Below are 21,793 nucleotides of genomic sequence, written 5' to 3'. Positions count from 1 at the left end.
TTTGAGATGGAATGATTTAAGAAATGCGCAGTAGCTCGACATCAAACATTAATGTCGCATTAGGAGGAATGACTCCACCTGCTCCACGAGCGCCATAACCGAGATCTGGGGGAATAATCAAGGTGTAGCGATCGCCAACACGCATAATCGATAAGCCTTCATCCCAGCCCTTGATCACTTGACCAACGCCAAGCTTGAACGAAAAAGGACTATTGCGATCGCGAGAACTATCGAACTTAGTACCATCTTCGAGCGTACCAGTGTAATGCACGATTACGGTATCGCCTTTTTTAGGAGTTGCACCTGTACCCGCAGTGATCACTTTATATTTGAGACCAGTGCCAGTTTCTTTGATTTCAGAATCACTCATACTAATTAAAGGTGCTGCTGCTATTTTTACTTCTGTTTGATTTGGTACACCTGTAGATGGTGCACCAGTGCTAGCAACTGCTGGCTGTCCGCCTGTAATTTGAGCAACTACAATGACTAGGACAGCAACTGCCATAATGCCAAAGCTAATCAAAATTCCTTTCAAGGTTACATTCTCCAATCAATTACGTGATGACTTAGCTTTTGGGATCTTACAGCGATTTTGCATTAAAAAAAAGAAGTCTGCAATGTAATTGTGTTGCGTGCGCTTTGCGCCCACAGCACAATTACTCAAAGTATAGACAACAAAAAAGAAGTCACTAAGTGACTTCTTTTTTTAGAGATGCCAGGAACGAGATTTGAACTCGTGACACGTGGATTTTCAGTCCACTGCTCTACCAACTGAGCTATCCCGGCGCTGTGCGTTTTTTGGCGCTTTACTAAGATAACACTGAGTGGGATTTTCAAGCAATAGAATTTTAAAAAAATTTCTAGAAATTTGTAATCTAGAAATTTGCAATATTTCTGTTGCCAACCTATCAGTACTTAAACCCCAAGAAGAGAATGGCGGCGCTTCGCGCCGCCATTCTCTTCTTGGGGTTATTTTGTCCTAATGCAAGTGGCTAAGACAAACCCAAAACTCAAACTAGAGTTGCGCCGCAACTCTAGTTTGAGTTTTGGGTTTGTCTTAACTTAAGTGGCTATAGTTAAGTAGCTAAGCACAATTAAATATAAAGCCCTAAAAGCTGTACCACCAGATAATCGCGTGGTACAGCTTTTAGGGCTTTATATCGTCAGAGAGGCGACGTGATACGTCGCCTCTCTGTTCTAGTTAGCACTTCGTGCCAACTTTGCTACGATCCAGTGACTAGCCAAACAACTGATCGCAAACCATCGCGCAGAGATTTAGCAGGATTCTCGGATTTAATATTTGAAGGAATCGACACAGGGTGCATCTCAATGCCACGACTGCCTAAAATAATCTTGCCAATCACAATAGCGCGGGGCATGTGAAACTCCGAAGTCAGTACATACACATCCGTAATTTTGCGCTGTTGAAGCTCAGTCACCATTACCGTAAAATTGGTGACCGTATCGACAGCACGATAATCTAAGTGAATGCGATCGCGTTTTACCCCTGCCTGATCAAACACATATTCAGCGTATTCCTCAGGACTACCTGAGGATACAAAAATCGGCAGCTGTGGGTGTTGTAAAGCAAACTGAGCAGCAAATTTTTCGCGGGTGGGAGATCCACCCAACACTAAAATCGCCTGTGGTTCTCTAGGCGCAGGACTGGAGCTGATTGGTGGTAAGCATGGCACTCCAAAAATCATGCATCCAGAGCCAATTAACCCAGTTAAAGCTGTCATAGAACTTTTGCTAGGGAATTGGTGAATCATCGTTATTAATGCGTTGCGAATCAGCAAAATATTATCTGCTTGATGGAACAATATGCAACAAGATATTTCCGTAGATTGTTAAGATGTTTACCCTTTTTGCAATTATCTTAACAATCTAAAAATCTAATTCGCGTCGGCCCTCGATCGCTTTAGCAAGAGTTACCTCATCTGCATATTCTAAATCACCACCCATCGGAATGCCAAAGGCAATTCGCGTAACTTTTGTAAAGGGTCTTAATAATCCGCCCACATATAAAGTCGTAGTTTCACCTTCGACGCTCGGTGCGATCGCCATAATCACCTCAGAGACTTTGTTGCCACTGACGCGCCGCACTAAGCTTTGGATATTCAGTTGATCAGGGCTAATCCCGTCCATAGGCGAGATTAGCCCCCCAAGTACGTGATATTTTCCACGATATTCGCGAGTTCTTTCAAGGGCAATCAGATCGCGGGAGTCCGCGACTACACAAATTAAGGCATTATCACGACTAGGGGTAGCACAAATTTCACAAATGGGTTCTGCCGAAAGATGTCCGCATATGGTGCAACTACCGACCTGTTGCTTTGCCTGAATTAATGCGTGAGCAAGAGCTTCAACCTCTTCTGTGGGGCGTTTGAGAATATGAAGCGATAAGCGTTGAGCCGTTTTCGCCCCAACACCTGGCAGGCGCTGCAATTGTTCGATGAGATTAGCTAAGGGTCGAGTATACAAAACAGCGAAGGCATGAAGTAACGTTAACAATTTTAACGTTACTTCATGCCTAAAACCAATTCACAAAAGTGTTGCAACACTTTCGTGAATTAAAAACCAAACCCAGTAAGGGTTTTAAAAACACAAAGTGGCTACGCCACTTTGTGTTTTGGTATAAAACCATAAGTGCCTGTGCCGAATAATGCCCCAACCCGTGAGGTTGCGCCCCTGCGGGGCGCAACCTCACGGGTTGGGGTTTGTAATTAATTATGCTCATCTACATAAAAGTAAATGGCGGCGCGAAGCGCCGCCATTTACTTTTATGAATTAGCTTTAGCAAAACGATTTTGTAAATCGTAAGCTTCTCTCTCCATGAGATTATTTTCGTACTTTTGCTTGGCTCGTTTATACTCCACAAAATATTGATAGCCAAATTGGTCTATCCCACCATTTTGAAAGCATTGACGCACATGTACCATTTCATGAGCTAAAACTGATAATTGTTTGGGATCTTCTGGCTTGTAATCATCTCGAAGATAAATGCGATCGCAATAGGTTTGGGCGATTGTCTCGACTTGACCAAAATGGACGACGACATTACCTAATATCCAACGATCCATCATTTGGGCGTTATAAATGACCTGCACACGATCAATGTAATCAATAAAATATCTCCTAAGGTAACGCTTCTGCACATTGTCTAAAGGTACAGCTTTGCCATTCTTAGAACGCATGGTTCTAGATGCTGCTTGATATGCGATCGATCCTGCCTGTCCCCAAGCCTCATCAGCTAGGCTCAATTTTGTTTCAGAGTCCGCAAAAAAGCTGACATCTGACATTCCTATGGTTGCGACTAATGCAAGGGACAGCAAAATTAGAAAGACTATTCTACGAAAGCTATTCATAATGCTTTACAGAGCTTTTAAGACTAAGTAAGACCGCACAAACGTAGCCTTATTTAGTCTTCTTGGGAGTTTTGATTTAGTTCGTTAGAAACAATCACGACAGTGATATTGTCGCGACCACCACGTAACTTAGCTGACTCGATTAGAGTTTGAGCTGCTTGTTGGCAGTTACGAATGCCCTTGAGATGGTGTGCAATTCGATCATCGCTGAGTTCTTCAGTCAAACCATCACTACAGATCAAGAAGCGATCGCCTGGTTGCCATTCGATTTCACGAGCCGTAGTTGATTTAACATCTTCACGGCCCAAACATTGCAACAACATATGTCGCCAAGGATGGCTTTTAGCTTCTTCAGGATTGACAACCCCTGTTTGAATTGCTCTAGCAATCCATGTATGGTCTTCACTGATTTGATCAAGCTTTGCACCACGTAATCGATATAACCGCGAATCACCAATATGAGAGTACCAAGGCTGATCGTCGCGAAAGAGTAATACGACAATAGTTGTACCCATATCCGATCGCACAGGATTAGCAGCTTGATCGTTAATAATTGCTTGATTTGCCTTACTAATAGCATCTTGCATTAGTTTTTGGGTGTCTGTTTCAACATCCCAAAATGCTTCTAAACATGCGCGAATGGAATCGACAGCAATCTGACTTGCTACCTCCCCTCCTGCGTGTCCTCCCATTCCATCAGCAACTACAAAAAATCGTCCCTCAGGGTCGATATGGTAAGAATCTTGGTTGGCTGATCTGACGCAGCCTGTATCGGTTGCTCCCGCAAATAGACGCTTCATGTTAGGTGGTTCGGCTCGACGTATTGAATTGACCAGTTTTGCTACAGCAATCTTTAGTTTACCCCTCACAGGCAAAAACTACAGAAATATCCATGCAATCCTTATTTTAGTTTTTCTATGCTTTCGCAGATGCTCATTGTGAAAACAATTTCAAGACTTATAGCGCCGCAGGCGCTATAAGTCTTGAAATTGTTTTCATAGTCATTTGTATTAAGACATATCAAAGCCCAAAAGATGAGAGGCGGTGCGAAGCACCGCCTCTCATCTTTTGGGCTTTGATGCTCTAACTACCAATTCACAAAAGTGTTGCCTCACTTTTGTGAATTAAAAAACAGACTCTGTAAGGGTTTTAAAAACACAAAATGGCTACGCCACTTTGTGTTTTGGTATAAGAAGATGTCGTAGACATAGAAAAACAAGAGATTAATTATCTTTCAGGACGATCGATTTTTGATAGCAATCGTAATAAAACTAAGATAAACAGCCCCGCTATGATCGCGGCAATTACAGCGGGAATCTGTGAACCATTCACAAATAACAGCGTGGCACACAACAAACAAGTTGCACCCAATAGCGCATAAATTCCGCCAATGCCGACATTACTTAAACGTCGTAATAGGCGATCAGTTTCTTGAGATTTGACTCTGACCCGAATATCACCGCGATCAAGTTTGGCGAGGGTGTCATCTATGCGACGAGGTAAGGCGATCGCAGTATTACTTACCTGTGCGGCTTGCCTACCTAACTCACCAAAGAAAGCTGTGGACAAATTTCCTGATTCTTTAGAACTACCATTTTCCATAAGATTTGTTGCGTAGGGTTTGGCTACTTCCATAAAGTTAAAGTTTGGATCGAGTCCTTTACCTAGACCTTCAAGCGTAGAAATTGCTCTTAAGACAAAGGTAAATGTGGCGGGAAATCGAAATGGTTGGTCATAAGCAATATCGTACAAATCATCACTGATGGCAGCAACCGACTGTTTTTCCATCGGCTGACCCATGAAGTTGTCAAGCATATACTGCACAGAACGTCTAATTGGGCCAGTATCACCCGTAACTTCTAAAGCGCCTAGCTCGATTAAAGAATTAATCACGGCTTCAGCATCTTTTTGGGCGATCCCGAAGAAAGTCTTTAATAATTTTTCGCGGGTAATCGATTGGATCTGACCCATCATCCCGAAATCATAGAAAATCAATTCGCCTTTGCCAGTCACCGCTAAGTTTCCAGGATGAGGATCGGCGTGAAAAAATCCATGATTGAGTAGTTGCTCAAGATAAGCTTCTGCGCCAATTCGGGCAATGCCTTTGCGATCAATGCCAGCAGCTTCCAGCGCTTCATAATTGCTAACCTTAATCCCTGGCATATACTCCAGCGTCAGCACCCGCCGTGAGGCATATCGCCAATATACACGTGGAACCATAATACGGCGATCGCTACGGAAGTTACGACGAAAGGTATCCGCATTCTTGCCTTCGTTTAAATAATCTGCTTCTTCGTAAAGAATTTTGCTGCATTCCTCATAAATGCCCACCCAATCGCGTCCTCGCCCATGTTTAGGATGATTTTGAAAATATTGCGCGATTCGCTTAAGAATTCCTAAATCGATCGCAAATAATTTTAATAATCCAGGACGTTGTACCTTAACAACGATTTCTTCGCCCGTATGCAATTGAGCCTTATGCACCTGTCCGAGACTCGCCGCCGCAAGGGGGATCGGATCGAAGTAACCAAACATTTCAGCGATCGGCTTACCTAAATCTGACTCAATGATTTGTTGAGCTTTGGTTGCCGTGAATGCGGGAACTTTATCTTGTAATTTTGATAGCTCCTCTACTGACTCCGCAGGTAAAATATCAGCGCGTGTTGAGAGTAATTGACCGACCTTAATAAAGGTTGGTCCCAGTTGTAGCATTGATTCACGTAGCCAAACAGCGCGTTTGCGAGTACGTTTTTTGACTTTGGCTTCATTCTTGCCGCCGACATAGCTCCATTTTTTGCCATCGATCCAAATCATCCAAGAAAATGTGAGGACGGTTCGCCAAATGTCGATGCTGCGGGCGAGTTCAGAGTAGTTGTCACGACTCCAGCGATAATTTGGTTCAGATGGTAAAGCTGGCACGGTTCACTAGCAATGGTAGGACTATCAAAAATCTGTAATAAACCTTTACATCTTAACCTAAATCTTTACATTTTCAAGGCAATGACTGTTTGAACAAATTCTCAAAATGGCAACGCTATTTTGAGAATTTAAAACCCTTACTATTCTGTGTATAGCAATGTAAGCTTTGCTTAGGACATAAAACCCAAATTAATAAAGGCGGAGCGAAGCTCCGCCTTTATTAATTTGGGTTTTGATTTATCCTAGTAATACCAATGAGCATGTCGGCAGCAGTAATACAAAGTCCACTAAACATAACCCGCAGATCTATTTCTTCCTTGTTCTTTTGCTTTGTATAGAGCGCGATCGGCTTTAATCAACAAATCCAAGCTAGAACTATCCTCAGCAGTCATGCTCGCAACTCCACAGCTTAATGTCACGATACTACTAGTCTTTGAGCTTTTATGAGGAATATTTAGATTACGCACATTCGTAACGATCCTGTCCGCTACAGCTAAGGCTGCTTCATAACTGGTATGGGGAAGAATCACTGCAAATTCTTCCCCGCCATACCGACCAGCAAGTTCACCAATGCGGACAGATTCATTAATTGCTTGTGCCACTTGTTGTAAGCATGTATCTCCTGCTTGATGTCCATAGCTATCGTTATAAAGTTTAAAGTGATCAACATCACAGATGATGACAGAAAGATTTTGCTTAGTTTGAAAGTTTTTTCCCAGAAAGCGATCAAAATAACGCCGATTTGCAATCTGAGTTAGTTCATCAATATTTGAGGCGTAGCGAAACTTTTCACCAAGTTGAATAATGGAGATAACACTGCTTAATAAAAATGAGCATAGAGTAGGAACTATTGGCACCCAAAAACTAAACAAAAAAGAAACATAACTAATTAATACCAAACCCAACATTGATATAAGAAGGAAGGTTAGTATCCCTGTAATAAATTGAGTTTTTGCAAGATTGCCACCGCGCAAAAAACCTGAAATTCCTCCCACACCAATAGAAGACCATAAAACAATCCATATTCCTTCCATCCACTTTGGATAGGTTTGTAAAAATGGACGTTTATCTATGGCTCCACTAATGATTTGTGATATCAAATTGGCATGAATATGTACACCTGGAATTTTGCCATATGGCGAAAAGAAGAAATCACGGAGACTTTCTGCGGTAGATCCAATTAAAACAATCCGATTTCTAAATAGATTCTTGGGATAATTCCCATCTAAAATATCTGTTGTGGAAACTTCCTGAAAACATTCTCTAAGGCAGCGGTAATTTAGTAAGGTTTGGTATCCACCATTGTCTTCAGATCCATAACCTGTTTGAGAGGGATCTAATGGAGCAAATTTGGATTTGCCTAAAACCACAGTGCGGTCATCACCTGAAGATATCTGTGGAAATATATTTTCTGACTCCAAATACTTTAAGGCTATTTTGATTGAAAAGCTATAAATTATCTTCCCATTAGGCTTCTCAATAGATAGTAATCCTCGTCTTACCGTACCATCCTGATCGACTACAGTATCCACGAAACCAACTTGATTTTCATAATCAATGTAAGATGGCGGTAGGACACTTGGATTAACAAATTTTTCCGCAACAATCAGATTTGGAGTAGATTGAAAAACCCTTTTTAATTCATCAAAACCTGGTTCTACTGGAAGATTACGATATACATCTAACCCAATTAATCGTGGATTGCCTTCTTTAACTGTAGTAATTAGTTTCGCAACTACATCATCTGGAAATGGCCATTTCCCAACTTTTGCAATATCACTATCATCAAAAGTGACTATGACAATTCGAGGTTCTAAGCCTTCAGATGATCGTAATTGGAAGAGCCTATCTAAAAACTTCAGTTCTAGTAATTGAAACAACCCAAATATTTGTAACGAGCAAATTAGGATTGCGATTAAAATTGGAATCGTAAATATACTTGCTTGAAGTTTATTAACGGTCCTAATTATGCCCTTATTTAGCAAGCGTAATGGATTCAGATGGTTGAACGACATGATCTTTTAGCAACTTGTCCCAAGCTCTAGAAAGTACTTGATTGTTAGGGGTTTGCTTCTGCAATTTATTTATTTCATTGATCATGTCATACCAAATGCCATTTTCTCCATATATGACAACTCGATCAACTGGTGATGCTGTTTGCAACTTAGCAGTGAGCATTTGTGATTGAGGGATGCGGTGAATCCAACCTGTAATAGCAGGGCTGTCTGGTCTGAGAGCTTTCCCACAGATAAAGGTCATTGTCCATTTATATTTTTTATTCACAATCATTTCTGGAGCTTGACTGGGGAAAGCAATGGTGACAAAACCAACCTCTGATGGTAGAGGCAAGAAAGTTTGATAAACCTGTTCTCCATCTTCACTTTCAAGGCTCAAAAACATCTGTTTAGCTGTACTTTTAGTCTTAAATATCAGAAATTCAGGTCGGCTAGAGACTGTTAAACCATAGTTTGATTGAGGCAGAATTGGTAATGTTTGTAGTGGTTTCTTATTGGGCTCGGAAGCATCAATTAAGCAGCTTTGGTCGCGAGTTGCCGCTCCAGTTGTAGTCTTAGGTGCTCCACCACTAGGTGGCTTAAAATTAATTGTTTGCGCCATTATTATCTCAGACATAAATGCCAATGATAGTAAAGTAGCTGTTGATGTCGAAAGAAAAATCTTGGAGAGAGTAGATAGATTTGAGTACATTTTTATATCCTCAATTGGGAGAAAATATTCATAGTTAATATAGAAATTCTAAATTATTTGAAGTAAAGCCAATGGCATTAATTCCCTTGTTATTAGCTTTAGCTTCATATGGTTAATTTAGGATTAATATACCCAATAGCAAAAGATAAAAATCAATAAATATACTGATTTTTATCTTTTGCTATTGGTGATTGCAAAAGTAGTGCTGGATACAATAACTGTGATTTATCATAGTCTAGTGATTATGATTTAGCTATATTTAAAAGTTATACAAAAGATATATATATTTCTATGTCTACTAGTTATTTGATGCAATTTTCTTCCTAACAATATATTTCTTTTAGATAGTGGTTCTTTGTAAGATAAGTGCTTATATAAAAGCTAACTATCTACTAGGATAAGTGCTATTCTAACAATTCTAAATAATTATGGCTAGTTTACCCGAAAATATGAATTCTTTCTAATTGTTTTGTATGTCAACTTGTTCAGGATTGCTTCCAAAAGCCTAAAAATCTACGAACGAATTAGAACTGCAATATTTATATTAGTAAAAGAGCTAGATAGGTCAATTCAAAACCCCAAATAAAAGTGACGGCGCTAAGCACCGTCACTTTTATTTGGGGTTTTATGTCCTAAGCAAACCTTTTATTGCTATAGGTTACGGATTTATTCTGGCAGTGAGTATTGCAACTTAAAGCCAGCTACCTACTAGTACAAAAGCTGCCCAGTAGTATGGGTGTCGGTATTGTGAATCTTTAAGTATTGAAAGTTGAGATTTCTGCAATGCTTCCGCTTTAGAAATAGTTGGTTGCTTGATGAGAATGTCATAAAAGTTTGACATCAGCTTACTGGTTGAGTCGTCATTCACAGCCCATAGACTGCCAATCGTGCTCCGAGCTCCTGAGCGTATTGCGATACCTGCAAGTCCCAAGATGGCTTTCACATCACCTTCGGCAGTTTTACAAGCACTGAGAACAAGTAACTCTAAAGGTTGTTTTCGATTGTCGGTGCGATCGCGCAAAAACTTATAGAAATCTGGAACAGTGACTCGATCATCCCAAGCCAGAATAAATGTTGACTCTGGATCGGAGCTAAACTGTCCATGCGTTGCTAGGTGGACTATAGCTGTCCCTGCCTCCGATAGCCCTTTCTGTAAGTTCGTTTTAGTAAAGTCGCTATTTAGTTCTAAGTCAGTGGGAATTTGCTTGGAGATTTGGTTAGCTTCAAACTTTACCCCTCTTAACTCAGTAAAACCTTGCCTAGCTTCTGATAGTCCTCCTAGCCAAACTTTTAGTTGTCCTCGATCTAGAGGCTTTGCGCCTAATATTTGTAGTCCTGGGGTCAATGCAATACTATATTTTTCGATCGCATATTGCTTGCCATCATGTAGGGCTGCCATGGGCAGATTTCGCAATGAGCCATCTAGAACAAATACTAAATTTTTGATTTGCTTTTTGGTGAGGGCTGTTTCTGAAGGACGGATGATCAAGTCGTATAGTTTTTGAGAGACTTTTAAGCGAATACGTTCAGAAAATGCTGGGTTCAGGGCTTGAAGAAATTGATCTGCACTTTCTTCTAATTCTGTCTGCGATATATTCGAGGAATAATATTGCAGAGGCTCTTGGGGTAATGAGAGGATCAATGCTAGGCGATCGCTTAAGATAGCCGAATAGATCACTGCGGAATTGGAGTCAACAGCATCAATTTGCTGTGGTTGAATATTGAGACAAGCTGCTCGAAAGAAATTTTCTAGTTCTACGACTTGCAGTGACTCAAGGGTAAGCCGCGCTTGGATCAGGTTTTCTTGAGATGGTTTATCGCTTTTTAGTAATAGAGAGACGAGTTCACGGTAAATTGGCTCGATGCGATCGCGAAAGGCAAACTGAACTTCTGGCGATGTCGCGACTAACTCTCGACGCAGATTTTGGATATTCTTGATTGCCTCACTATAAGCCGCGATCGCGAGGTCGGATTTGCCCTGTTTGTTTAAGATGCGACCTGAGAGCCATTGCCAACGATAGAGTAAGTCATCGGCACTGATTGATTGAGCAAGCAAGAGCGCCCGTTGGGAAAGCTGATAGGCTTCTGTGAGTTGTTGATTTTGTTCGTAAAGTCCACCTAAAGCACCAACTGCAAATGACTCTGCTCTGCGGTCTTGAATGGATTGGGCTTGCCGCACCGCTACGGTTAATAACTCAGCAATCTTGGATGTGGTAATCGGACGAGCATTTGGATCTTTAATCTTCATTAAGCTTTCGCTTAAATTGACGATCAGATAAATGCTGCGACGACTAGGCTGCAATTTTGTCAGATCTGGTTCGATCTGTTGCCATAGTGGTTGAACTTGTTGCAGGCGATCGCTTTCGACGAGCAAACTTAAATTTAAAGCCTGTGCTTCTAAGCGCAGGATGCTTACAGGAGAATTTTTTGCTGCTTGTTCATATTTTTGTAAAGCGCCATCTACATCTTTGATAAACCTGAAGTTATTACCAATGCTGATTAATGTGGCGCTGCTCTCGGCAGGATTGTTTAGTTTTTGAGAGATCGCTAAGCTTTGTTCGAGGATTTTTTGAGACTTGGCAAGATCACCAAGAGTCTGTAGGGTCGTGCCTAGGCTATGTAGCGCTACAGATTTAAGGAGTGAGTCTGGTTGCTTTTGGAGACGCAATTCGATCGCTTCTAATTGTTCGCTCGCTAGACGAAATAGCCCTAAAGCTTGTAGTGCCTGTGCTTGATTGGTTTGACTACCTAATAGCCCAATTTCGTCATCGAGTTGAGTGTATCGCTCCGCCGCTATTTTCCAATTGTCTAGGGCGGCTTGGGGATTGCCCATAGCAAGTTGGAGGCTACCCTGTGTATTGCTGATTCTTGCCGCGATCGCTAGTCCTTCTTTACTCGCTAATAGTTGTCTATCCAGTAAATTTGCACTCTGGGATATCGTTTCTTGAGCTTGTTCCCACTCGCCAAGTTCTTGATAAGCCATTGAGAGATAATTTAGGCACAGCGCCTCATTTAATTGGGCGCGTAATTTTTCAGTTATGGTGTTTTGGCGAAGACGATAAGTAAATAGAGCTTTTTGCCATGTAGCTACGGCTTCGGTAAGGTTGCCTTGTGCGTAGAGGCGGCTTCCTTGATCTAGCAATGAGATTTGAGGTGACTGGGACAATTGTGATGGGACAGGTTGATTAACTTCGTTTTTGGTCGCGATCGCAGGTTGGATAAATGCGATTGAGCAGTAGGTAGCGATCGCCAACATCAACAGGAATGTCAGTTTCTTTTTATTAATTATTAGCCAGAACTTTCGAGCAGTAGAGATCGCAAATTTCATGTTTTTTATCTCTATCTATTTAATTGGATTTGTAGGACAAATGACAGGAGATCGCCACACTGGCTCTGATGGCGAGTTCGCATAGGCTAATAGTTTCAAGTTTCCATTTGCATCTTTTTCCCATCCTTGGGCTTCAATTTTGGGAATGGGTTGAGTGGCAACTGGTTGATTGGACTGAGTGGCAACTTGATTTGACGAGGTTTGAGACGTGGGATTTGATTGAGTCGAGGGGATCTCGGACAATCGTAAATCTCGCCAAATCGCCTGACTGGAGATTGTTTGGGTTGCATCAGTTGGAGCACCGCCACGTCCAGTAGAGATTAGCTCATTGCCACGAAAGCGATCGCAAGCCGCCACAATTTGTTTATTGGCATCGGTTAAATTATCAGGAAGTTTGACTAAACCTCGGCTGAGATCGTTGTCGGGCGATCGAATTTCCACAAGCCCATTAAATTGTGTTCCTAAAGCCGAGGTTGCAGTAATGTCACTGAAGGGAGTTAATCGATTCAAAAACTGAAAACCAATTACGCCTTTAGCCGTGATAATCACTTGTCCACCGAAGCTATTCAAAGAGTTAGCAGTGATATCGCTATTTTCTAAGGGAACTGCCACCAAAAAGTCGGTGTTAATCCAAATGTTTCCACCTGTCGCATTACCTAAGGCATTGGTGGAGATGCTGCTAGCATTCCGCAAAAGTGTCAGTGTTGAGTTCAAGTTAATATTGCCGCGAGAGCCACTCAACGAATCAATATTTATCCGTCCACCATTCAGCAGAATGGATGGCGAAGTAATGTTTATATTACCCACCGAACCTCTTCCAGGGAAGGTGGTACTATTACTGCGAAAGTTGCTTGCACTGATAAGACCACCATCACGCACGGTCAATTGATCGCTAGTAACGACAATATCACCTCCACTGCCCGTACCAAAAATGGCATTGGCAAATAAACCACTACGTCCACGCTCAACCTGCCCAGCAATATCAATTGTCTTCGCATTTACGAATAAGTTACCCGCATTGCCACTCCCAGCCGTACCAACAGAGACTTGAGCGCCATTGTTAATCGACAGATTGTCTGATGTGATTGCCAATATGCCTCCATTGCCCTTTGCGCCGAACTCTACTGCGGATGAAATACCTGTCGGGAAATTATTAGTCCCGAATAGGCTGATATTTTTCGCGATGATATTTAGATTGCCTGCATTGCCAATTCCAAAAGTAGCAGTTGTGAGGCTCCCGCCATTCAATATTTGCAGGTTATCAGTAGTAACAGTTACTCTTCCGCTATTACCTGTCACTAGTCTGTCTAGAACCTGTGAGAATATTCCACTTACATAACGACCTGAATTAGACGTACCCTTTAATAAAATTTCACTAGCATTAACTTTGATCTCGCCCGCATTTCCCGAACCATATGTACCAGCAGAAATTTGCGCCCCATCTGTTACTTCTAATTTGTTTGTGGAGATCGTGATATTACTACCTTTTCCTGAAGAAACTGGTGATGTATCTGTAAATATGCCACTAGGGAATGGAGTGTTGGATACTCCCCTTGCTGAGAGAAGTTCGGTAGCACGGACAAATATCTCACTTCCATTTCCATTTAACAGTGATGAAGATCGCAGAACTGAGCCATCACTCAGAATTACTTGTTTGCCTTGTACCTGAATACTACCTCCACCGTTGTTCCCACTTGTATCTGCTAAGGCAGCTTGCTCTAGTCGGATATTGCCAAAATTAGGAACCTGATCGTAATTTAAAATAAAATTATTTGCCGTTTGCGCGATCGCTACAAATCCATTACCTGCGACGCTACCAAGTTCGATACGTCCGCTATCTGCCGTCAAGTTCGCTCCCCTCAAAGTCACATCACCCCCGACCAGCGCTAAAGTCCGACTGCCTAATACACCGCCACCCACATTTAAAGATGGATTGTTAGGCTTAAAAATTGCAAAAGGGACGAACCTTAAGCCGTTTCCATTACCCTGTGCAACTATTGCGCCATTAGTTGTGCCGTTAAACTGCAATCCAACTGGAGTACTTACTAACAATAGAGGTGAGGTTGTTTGCGTACTTGCATTGGCTCTAAATTCACTCCCATCTAGAAATCTAACACTATTAGCCGTAGTCGCAAAAAATGAGCCTCCTATTTGCAACCTCGCATTTTGCCCAAAAACAATTCCATTAGGATTAATCAAAAACAAGTTAGCATTGCCATTGGCACTAATTACTCCATCAATGTTAGAGATATTACCGCCAGTTACCCGAACTAGAATGTTTTGGATAGCGGGGGAATTAGCGAAATCTGCTGTCTCACCATTAATTAAGGAAAACTGGCTAAAGCTATGAAATAAGTTAGTATTTGCTGTTGTCCCTCCCGTAATTGTGAAAGTTGGTCCTCCGACAACAATAGAATTAGTTGATAACGTAGTGTCAGGTGTAATTTGTGCAAATGAAAGTTCAGGGATGCATATTACAGAAAAATTTGCTAAGGCAAAGCCCAAGATAGTTATATTCTTGAGAGAGTTTTGTCGCAGAATCTTCATATTAATAAAACCTTTATTACATAACACAAGCTATTTATTATTCTGGTACTTCTATATCAACTTAAATTTAATTTACTGCAACGAATTAAACCATTAGCTTTTAATATTATTGCTATATGCTGTATAGCGGCTCTAGTTTGGTTTAAAGAAACATCCCCCAAGCAGAATCGCTGTATTGCTGGAAAATTAGTTTTGTAATCACTGGCAAAACTTTATGTGAGGAGATATATCTAGATGCAGTTACTGTGGAGACGCATGTTTTTTTGCGGTCTGATCGCTATATTTGGTTGTTTGTTAGAAGATAATTCTATTCTAGCTCAATCTACTATACCGTCAAATCTAGTTCCATCTGTGCCTGTCAGACCAGAAGAATCTCCACGACGACTGCCTCCTGTTGACCAACTATTAATACCAAGCAGTCCTCAAATCGAACCAAATCGAAAAATACCTGACTCAACCACTACTTTTGTTGTGCAGGAGTTTCGGGTAATTGGTAGTACTGTGTTCTCGGCAGAGGAATTAGCTGCTGTTGTCAAATCTTTTACTAATCGTCCCATCAGTTTTGCGGAATTATTGCAAGCACGGGCAGCAATCGCTGATTTATATATTCGTAACGGATACATCACATCAGGCGCTTTTATTCCTCCTCAAGAGACGAATAATGGCAATATCACAATTCAAGTCGTTGAAGGTAAGCTCGAAGAAATTCAAATCACAGGGACAAATCGCGTTGCCCCTAACTATATCCGCTCTCGCCTAGAGATAGCGACAGGCGCTCCTTTAAACCGCGATCGCTTGCTCAATGCTTTGCAATTATTGCAGCTCGATCCTTTATTCAAGTTTGTTTCTTCAGAACTCAAAACTGGCTCACAACTAGGAACAAGTATCTTAGCGGTTAAGGTTGATGAGGCAAATTCCTTTAATGCCAGAGCAAGCCTCGATAATTATGCGTCTCCTAGTGTTGGGCAGTTATCGCGACAGGTTGAAATAAGCGATCGCAATTTACTGGGCTTAGGCGATCGCATTATCGCCACCTATGGCAATACCGATGGTCGAAATCAGTATAATCTCGGCTACACATTGCCAGTTAATGCCTATAACGGAACTTTGAGCTTTCTATTTAGCAATACCAATAGCAATGTGGTCGAATCCGAATTCAAAATTCTGGATATTTATTCCAACTCTACAACTTACGAATTAACTTTTCGGCAACCACTCATCCAAACTCCTGCCCAAGAATTTGCGCTCGGTTTGACCGCATCTCATAGCGACAGCTTTACAACCTTACTCAAGTTGCCAATTCCTCTCTCCGCAGGTTCAGATGATTTCGGTAAAACTAAGCTCTCAGCTTTACGTTTTTTTCAAGACTATACGCAGCGTAGTAGCGAGGATGTCATTGCATTGCGATCGCAAATAAGTGTGGGTCTGAGAGGCGTTCTAAATTCTACGATTAACCTCAGATCTCCAGATAGTGGTTTTGTCGCTTGGCGTGGACAATTGCAATATATTCGAGCTTTAGCCGAGGACACCTTGCTGATTGTGAGTGGTAGTATCCAGTTTGCTGATCGCGCTCTGCCAGCCGCAGAAAAATTTAGTCTAGGAGGTTCTCAAAATGGTCGAGGTTATCGACAAGATGTTCTAGTTGGCGATAATGGAATGAATGTTTCTTTAGAAGCACGATTTCCGATTGTGAGCGTTCCAGAATTGCAAGGGCTATTACAAATTGTACCTTTTATTGATGTTGGAAGCGTGTGGAATCAGGAAAGTTCGACTACTCCTGCAAACAACTGGATACTAGGAACAGGTTTGGGACTGCGTTGGCAAATGGGTGATCGGCTCACGGCAAAATTAGATTACGGATTACCCCTGATTTCCATTAGGAATAATCACCAAGACAGTAGCATCTATTTTTCGCTGTCGTATAGGCTATTTTGATTTCAGTTCAGAATGTTTGATTACCGCAATTACCTATCAAACGAACCACAAAAGATTTTTTGTGGTTCGTTTGATAGGTAATTGCGGTAGATTGCAGAAACTAATATTTGGGATAACTATGGATTCAAGATGAGGTTGGATGTGGCGTTTACCACCATCCACAAAAAGGAAACAGAGGGTGAGAAGGATCACATCGTCCAGCAGTTGTTTGCTCCTCTTCCTCTTCCTTTTCAGCTTTTGCGCTGACATTATTATTCTTTTGTGTAGAAAGCTCCGATATTTGAAGAGACTGTAATTCCAAATTCGTAGTGATGTTTTTAGGCTGAGAAATTGCTAAAGCAGCAGTACTAAAAGTAATTAAAGTAGATGTTGCGATCGCGGAAATACAAAAGACAGAAGAAATTTTCATGATTAACCCCAAGGATTTTACGATTTGATTTCAAGAAACCTAATTTAGAATCAATTTAGTAATTATTTTGATTCCCTACCCCAAACACATAAATGAAGACAACTGGAAAAGTCTGTTTTTATTTCCATTTTCATTGATGGATATCAAAACCTGTACAATCCAGAAACTCGTCGTAGTATTTAACTACTAGCAAACTATATTCTATTCAAATAGCTAATGTCTATACTGAAAAGTTATAAGAAAGTTATTAAGCATGATAGTCAAATCAAATATTAAGATAAATTTGTCTGAAACCCTTGTGATTGTTCAAAATTAGAGCAAGTTTAATTGAGCCAATCCACTTTCTTTGGTCAAGAATAATTTATAAAAACTTCTGATGTTACGTGGCTTAACACAAGAATTATGAAATCTTCCCTAAAACTAATGAGTCCTTTTTTCTACTAGCAGTTGAAACCTAAATCTATAATATTGTCTTGCGTTTACTCATTAGCTTTTCAGCATTAGCACTCAAGTCTTTTAATTCATTAATCAATACTTGAATAGTGAATTTTTGGGGTTTCTTATCGATTTTATGCTGGCAGTAAGAAAATTCTGAACTAGTATAGAAATCTATAGAATACCCAGAAAGATTGTTCCTTTGATCCTTGTTTGGATTAGTCTCAATCTTTTTGTAATTCATAATATTCTTCCATTTTTTTAATGATCTTTTAATAATTTTATGGTTGCAGCCATCAGTCAAATTAAAAACATGAAAATCAATATTGCTTTCATAAAAAAGATCGAAATTATCACTCCCCAACATCAATCTTTTCAAGAATCAATCTCTTAAACAAAAATATACATAAAGACTAAAAACTGATGTTACGTGGAAGGAATTCCTGTCATAGCATAGGTTTAGGGCTGGCACGGGGCACACCTACAATGACCTTTAAATTTTGGGGTAGGGACAATCCCCCCGTGAGTGTCCTGCTACGCTAACAGCAAGAGATTCATTATCTGCGTTCCACGTATAGCAATGTAATACCAAAACACAAAATGGCTACGCCATTTTGTGTTTTTAAAACCCTTACTGGGTTTGGCTTTTAATTCACGAAAGTGTTGCCACACTTTTGTGAATTGGGATAAGAGATAGCTAGGACAAATCAAAATCCAAATTAATAAAGGCGGAGCTTCGCTCCGCCTTTATTAATTTGGGTTTTATATTCTAAGCAAAGCTTACATTGCTATAACATCAGTAAAAAGAATTAACTCAGCTAATATTCCATGAACGATACTGCGAAGTAATTGCTGTTGTCACTACCAAAAAGTTATAAGAACGTTATCAATACGTGATGTGAAATTATAGCTATCACTAGTCATGGTAGGGAAAAAGTAAAATTCCAAAGGAGAGTTTAGTTGCTGAGTCCATCAACTCTCTTTTGAGGCTTACGTCCTGATATGCTTGGCGAAAGCTAGCTATATTTTAGAGATTGGGGAAAACTTTTATTGAGGCAAGGTTTCAAATGGCTAAAATATTAGTTGTAAATCGGTTTAAAGTGTATTGAGTGAATTCGTGGAACGAGCCACTTTCTCAAGCGTTCAATACAACTATCTGAGTATATCTGCGCCAAAATTGTACAACATAAGACATTTATTGGTAATCTTGCGTTAACTTAAAGCAACATAAGTTTGGCAGAATCTCCAGAAATATTGATCGCAAAGTCGCATTACCTAATCATTTTTATGGATGCTTTTAATCCAATACCCCCAGAATGGGTCGAAAAGGCTACACATGCTAATGGGTTTTGTTGTCCTAAATGTGGACAGCCACCAAGCACAGCTAAAGCAGTGTGGATTAACCGCCGATCGCCTGTTTATACTGAAAATCATCAACGCAAGTGGCAAGAGTTTTATCACTGTGAGTGCCAATCGGTGTGGTGGGCTTGGAGCAATGATCGCCCGCCATCAGAATTTAGCGATCGCGCCATTCGGAACACATATGGCGATGATTTAATCTGAGCAAATGAAATCACAATTTGTTTTAGTTATAGCCTTATTTTTTATTGCGGGAGCCTATGCCAGTTTTTTGCCAGACTGGACAGGCTTTTATGTGGTTTTGGGCACTGGTTTTGGCTTGTCGTTAGTGGTTCCTGCCATTTGGCGTTTAGGTCCTAAACGTTGGGTTTATCTGCTAGCAACGTTAATTGCTATTTTTGCTTGCTTTTATGTCAAAATGCGCACGCCTCAGCCACAAGCTGAAGATATCTCTAAATATGCACCGTTATCCAATGCGATCGTGCGGGGGCAAGTAATTGAATCGCCTAGCTTGACTCGCAGCGAGCGGGCAAAGTTTTTGCTACAGGTGAAAGAGATCAACATCTCTGGGAAATTGGATATTAAAGATATTTCTCAAATTCCTACGGCGAATCCTAGTAATAGCAGTACCGAAGCTAAACCTGATGAGGCTAATAAATTTGTAGCGGCTTCGGGCAAATTATATGTAACCGTGCCATTAATCGAGGTGACAGGATTACGCTCAGGACAAGCGGTTGAACTTTCAGGAAGATTGTATTTGCCAAATCGAGCCGATAATTTTGGAGCCTTTGATTTTAAATCCTATTTAGCTCGTCAGGGCGTATTTGCGGGAATGAGTGGGCGATCGCTAATGCAACAAGGTGATGCTCCTAGTTTTGGTGAATGGTGGTTTGTGAGTCGGATTGTCCGTGCCCATGTGATGGGTGCTGGTGTGCCAGAGGGTGCATTGCTTAGCTCGTTAGTTTTGGGTAGTCGGGCGGTAGATTTGCCGAGCGATCTGAAGGATGCTTTTATTCAGGCGGGATTGGCAGCGGTGCTGGCGGCTTCAGGCTTTCAAGTGACATTGGTATTAGGTGCAGCGATCGCCTTGAGTCGGAATAAATCGCTGAAGCTGCAATTTGTGATTGGGAGCCTTTGTTTAGGGGGATATTTGCTGCTGACAGGTGCTAGTCCGTCGATTTTACGAGCCGTGGTCATGGGCTTTGGTAGTTTGATCGGTTTAGTGGTGCAACGCCGAAGCCGCCCCATTATTGGTCTAATCGTTACCGCAGTCTTGTTATTGCTATATCAACCACTTTGGATTTGGGATTTAGGATTTCAGTTCAGTTTTCTTGCAACATTTGGACTACTCACCACATCGCGATCAATTTCCGACCGTTTAGAATGGCTGCCACCTGCGATCGCCGAATTACTTGCTGTACCGATCGCTGCCTACATCTGGACATTGCCTTTACAACTATTGGTATTTGGCAAACTTTCTCCCTATAGCTTGATTGCCAATGTTTTTACTACGCCATTAGTTTCGATATCCACCTATGGCGGCATTATTAGCGGGTTTTTAGGAATTATTTTTGTACCAATTGGTGCAGCGATCGCTTGGATACTCTATCCCTTGCTCCATTGGACGATTGACCTCGCGCAATGGTTAAATACTCTGCCCAATGCTAGTACTAGTGTCGGGGCAATTAATCTCTGGCAAATGTTAGTTGCCTATGGATTATTTATGGCGATTTGGTTATTGCCTTGGTTTGGCAAAATGCAGCGTTGGACGATTGCTTTTGTTTTAGCTTGCGTAGTGCTATTTGTCTCCAATGCGATCGCCCAAGCTAATGTCTTTCAAGTGACATTGCCAGCCTTTAACGACGTACCGATCATGCTGATCAAAAATCAAAATCAAACGGTGCTAATCAATAGCGGCGATCAGCAATTTGCCAGTTTTACATTACAGCCATTTTTACAAAAGCTCGGTGTCAATCGCATTGATTGGGCGATATCCACCGATACGCAGCCCGATGTCAGCGACGGATGGAATGTGCTGATGTCTAGCTCATTAGATATCGCTCAGTTTCGCGATATCAGTCTCGGGGTCACGCCAAAACCTTATCAAGATCTCCAACAATCTCTAGCCAATACTAAAACTCCATTAGCATCTTTGAAAGCTGGTGAAACCTTGACGATTAATGATCAAGTGGAGATTCAACTACTCAATCAATCCCCTGATGTTTTAAAAATAAAAACTGGTGAACTAACTTGGTTATTACTTCCCAATGCTGATCCAAAATCTCAACAAGCGATCGCTGCCAAAAAAGATTTACTTCCAAAACTATCAGCGAATATTCTCTGGTGGACGGGAGGACAAATAGAGCCAGCTATTTTGCAAGCGATCAATCCTAAAATTGCGATCGCGTCTGCAACTAGTGTCGTGGAAGCTATGGTCAATCAACTTTATGAAGCCAAAATCAGAGTGTTTTATACAGGTCGAGACGGTGCAATTCAATGGAATCCTGAAAAAGACTTTCATACCCTAAGAGATCAACAAGACACGAGATCTCCAATCTAACAATTTTTTATAAACTGATGTTACGTGGAAGGAATTCCTGCCATAGCATAGGTCTAGGGCTGGCACGGGGGCGTAGCCCCTACGAGAACCTTTAAATTTTGGGGTAGGGGCAATCCCCCCGTGGTTGCCCTGCTATGCTAGCAGCTTACGATTTTTATTATTGTCATTCTCATTCAACTGTCCCACATTGTAAGGAAGATTCCCATTAGAGCTCGTCAAAGAAATTC

15 protein-coding genes and 1 tRNA gene are annotated in these 21,793 nt (G+C 41.2%); 3 read left to right on the top strand and 13 right to left on the bottom strand.

Translation table 11 applies throughout. The features are described 5' to 3' along the window. Positions 1-16: 16 nt before the first annotated feature. From CQ839_RS21170 to CQ839_RS21120, 11 genes are all read right to left on the bottom strand, one after another. Complete coding sequence (locus tag CQ839_RS21170) at positions 17-535, bottom strand: FKBP-type peptidyl-prolyl cis-trans isomerase (RefSeq protein WP_103670284.1); 519 nt, start codon at positions 533-535, stop codon at positions 17-19. 178 nt (positions 536-713) lie between these two features. Further along, positions 714-786 (bottom strand) — tRNA-Phe (locus CQ839_RS21165). Positions 787-1,223: 437 nt separating this feature from the next. Beyond that, positions 1,224-1,742, bottom strand: coding sequence for a YdcF family protein (locus CQ839_RS21160; protein ID WP_181016280.1), 519 nt, complete (start codon positions 1,740-1,742; stop codon positions 1,224-1,226). A 145-nt stretch (positions 1,743-1,887) separates the two neighbouring features. After that, positions 1,888-2,514 carry a recombination mediator RecR gene (gene recR, locus CQ839_RS21155; protein WP_374937755.1) on the bottom strand — a complete coding sequence of 209 codons (627 nt, stop codon included), beginning with the start codon at positions 2,512-2,514 and terminating at the stop codon, positions 1,888-1,890. A gap of 269 nt (positions 2,515-2,783) precedes the next feature. Beyond that, on the bottom strand, positions 2,784-3,368 hold the full coding sequence (locus tag CQ839_RS21150; protein WP_103670283.1) for a DUF4157 domain-containing protein: 585 nt from the start codon (positions 3,366-3,368) through the stop codon (positions 2,784-2,786). Between the two features lie 53 nt (positions 3,369-3,421). Further along, on the bottom strand, positions 3,422-4,168 hold the full coding sequence (locus tag CQ839_RS21145) for a Stp1/IreP family PP2C-type Ser/Thr phosphatase (protein WP_103670282.1): 747 nt from the start codon (positions 4,166-4,168) through the stop codon (positions 3,422-3,424). Positions 4,169-4,595: 427 nt separating this feature from the next. Further along, complete coding sequence (locus tag CQ839_RS21140; protein WP_103670281.1) at positions 4,596-6,287, bottom strand: AarF/ABC1/UbiB kinase family protein; 1,692 nt, start codon at positions 6,285-6,287, stop codon at positions 4,596-4,598. A gap of 287 nt (positions 6,288-6,574) precedes the next feature. After that, on the bottom strand, positions 6,575-8,302 hold the full coding sequence (locus CQ839_RS21135; protein WP_103670280.1) for a CHASE2 domain-containing protein: 1,728 nt from the start codon (positions 8,300-8,302) through the stop codon (positions 6,575-6,577). After that, positions 8,262-8,903, bottom strand: coding sequence for a DUF928 domain-containing protein (locus tag CQ839_RS21130; protein ID WP_181016279.1), 642 nt, complete (start codon positions 8,901-8,903; stop codon positions 8,262-8,264). Before CQ839_RS21130 ends, CQ839_RS21135 begins: the two co-directional genes overlap by 41 nt. 781 nt (positions 8,904-9,684) lie before the next feature. After that, positions 9,685-12,321, bottom strand: a complete 2,637-nt coding sequence (locus CQ839_RS21125) for a CHAT domain-containing protein (RefSeq protein ID WP_103670278.1) — start codon at positions 12,319-12,321, stop codon at positions 9,685-9,687. A 15-nt stretch (positions 12,322-12,336) separates the two neighbouring features. Then, positions 12,337-14,868, bottom strand: a complete 2,532-nt coding sequence (locus tag CQ839_RS21120) for a filamentous hemagglutinin N-terminal domain-containing protein (protein WP_103670277.1) — start codon at positions 14,866-14,868, stop codon at positions 12,337-12,339. A gap of 234 nt (positions 14,869-15,102) precedes the next feature. Here CQ839_RS21120 and CQ839_RS21115 point away from each other — a divergent pair, with 234 nt between their 5' ends. Continuing rightward, entirely contained in the window at positions 15,103-16,803 is a 1,701-nt protein-coding gene (locus CQ839_RS21115) for a ShlB/FhaC/HecB family hemolysin secretion/activation protein (protein ID WP_103670276.1), read from the top strand. Positions 16,804-16,951: 148 nt separating this feature from the next. On the opposite strand, the gene CQ839_RS21110 is transcribed toward CQ839_RS21115, so the two are convergent. Both CQ839_RS21110 and CQ839_RS21105 read right to left on the bottom strand, forming a co-directional pair. Beyond that, on the bottom strand, positions 16,952-17,212 hold the full coding sequence (locus tag CQ839_RS21110) for a hypothetical protein (protein ID WP_103670275.1): 261 nt from the start codon (positions 17,210-17,212) through the stop codon (positions 16,952-16,954). Between the two features lie 460 nt (positions 17,213-17,672). Beyond that, positions 17,673-18,026: a hypothetical protein gene (locus CQ839_RS21105; protein ID WP_146048783.1), complete on the bottom strand. Its 354-nt coding sequence runs from the start codon at positions 18,024-18,026 to the stop codon at positions 17,673-17,675. Between the two features lie 908 nt (positions 18,027-18,934). Between CQ839_RS21105 and CQ839_RS21100 the strand changes: the two genes are divergently transcribed. Then, positions 18,935-19,210 carry a hypothetical protein gene (locus tag CQ839_RS21100; RefSeq protein WP_103670304.1) on the top strand — a complete coding sequence of 92 codons (276 nt, stop codon included), beginning with the start codon at positions 18,935-18,937 and terminating at the stop codon, positions 19,208-19,210. Positions 19,211-19,214: 4 nt separating this feature from the next. Beyond that, positions 19,215-21,566 carry a ComEC/Rec2 family competence protein gene (locus tag CQ839_RS21095; RefSeq protein ID WP_103670273.1) on the top strand — a complete coding sequence of 784 codons (2,352 nt, stop codon included), beginning with the start codon at positions 19,215-19,217 and terminating at the stop codon, positions 21,564-21,566. Positions 21,567-21,793: the final 227 nt, after the last annotated feature.

The organism is Pseudanabaena sp. BC1403 (assembly GCF_002914585.1).
In the GTDB taxonomy this organism is placed as follows: domain Bacteria; phylum Cyanobacteriota; class Cyanobacteriia; order Pseudanabaenales; family Pseudanabaenaceae; genus Pseudanabaena.
The sequence above is the reverse complement of the archived record's forward strand: the minus strand, read 5'-3'. Positions and strand labels throughout refer to the sequence as shown.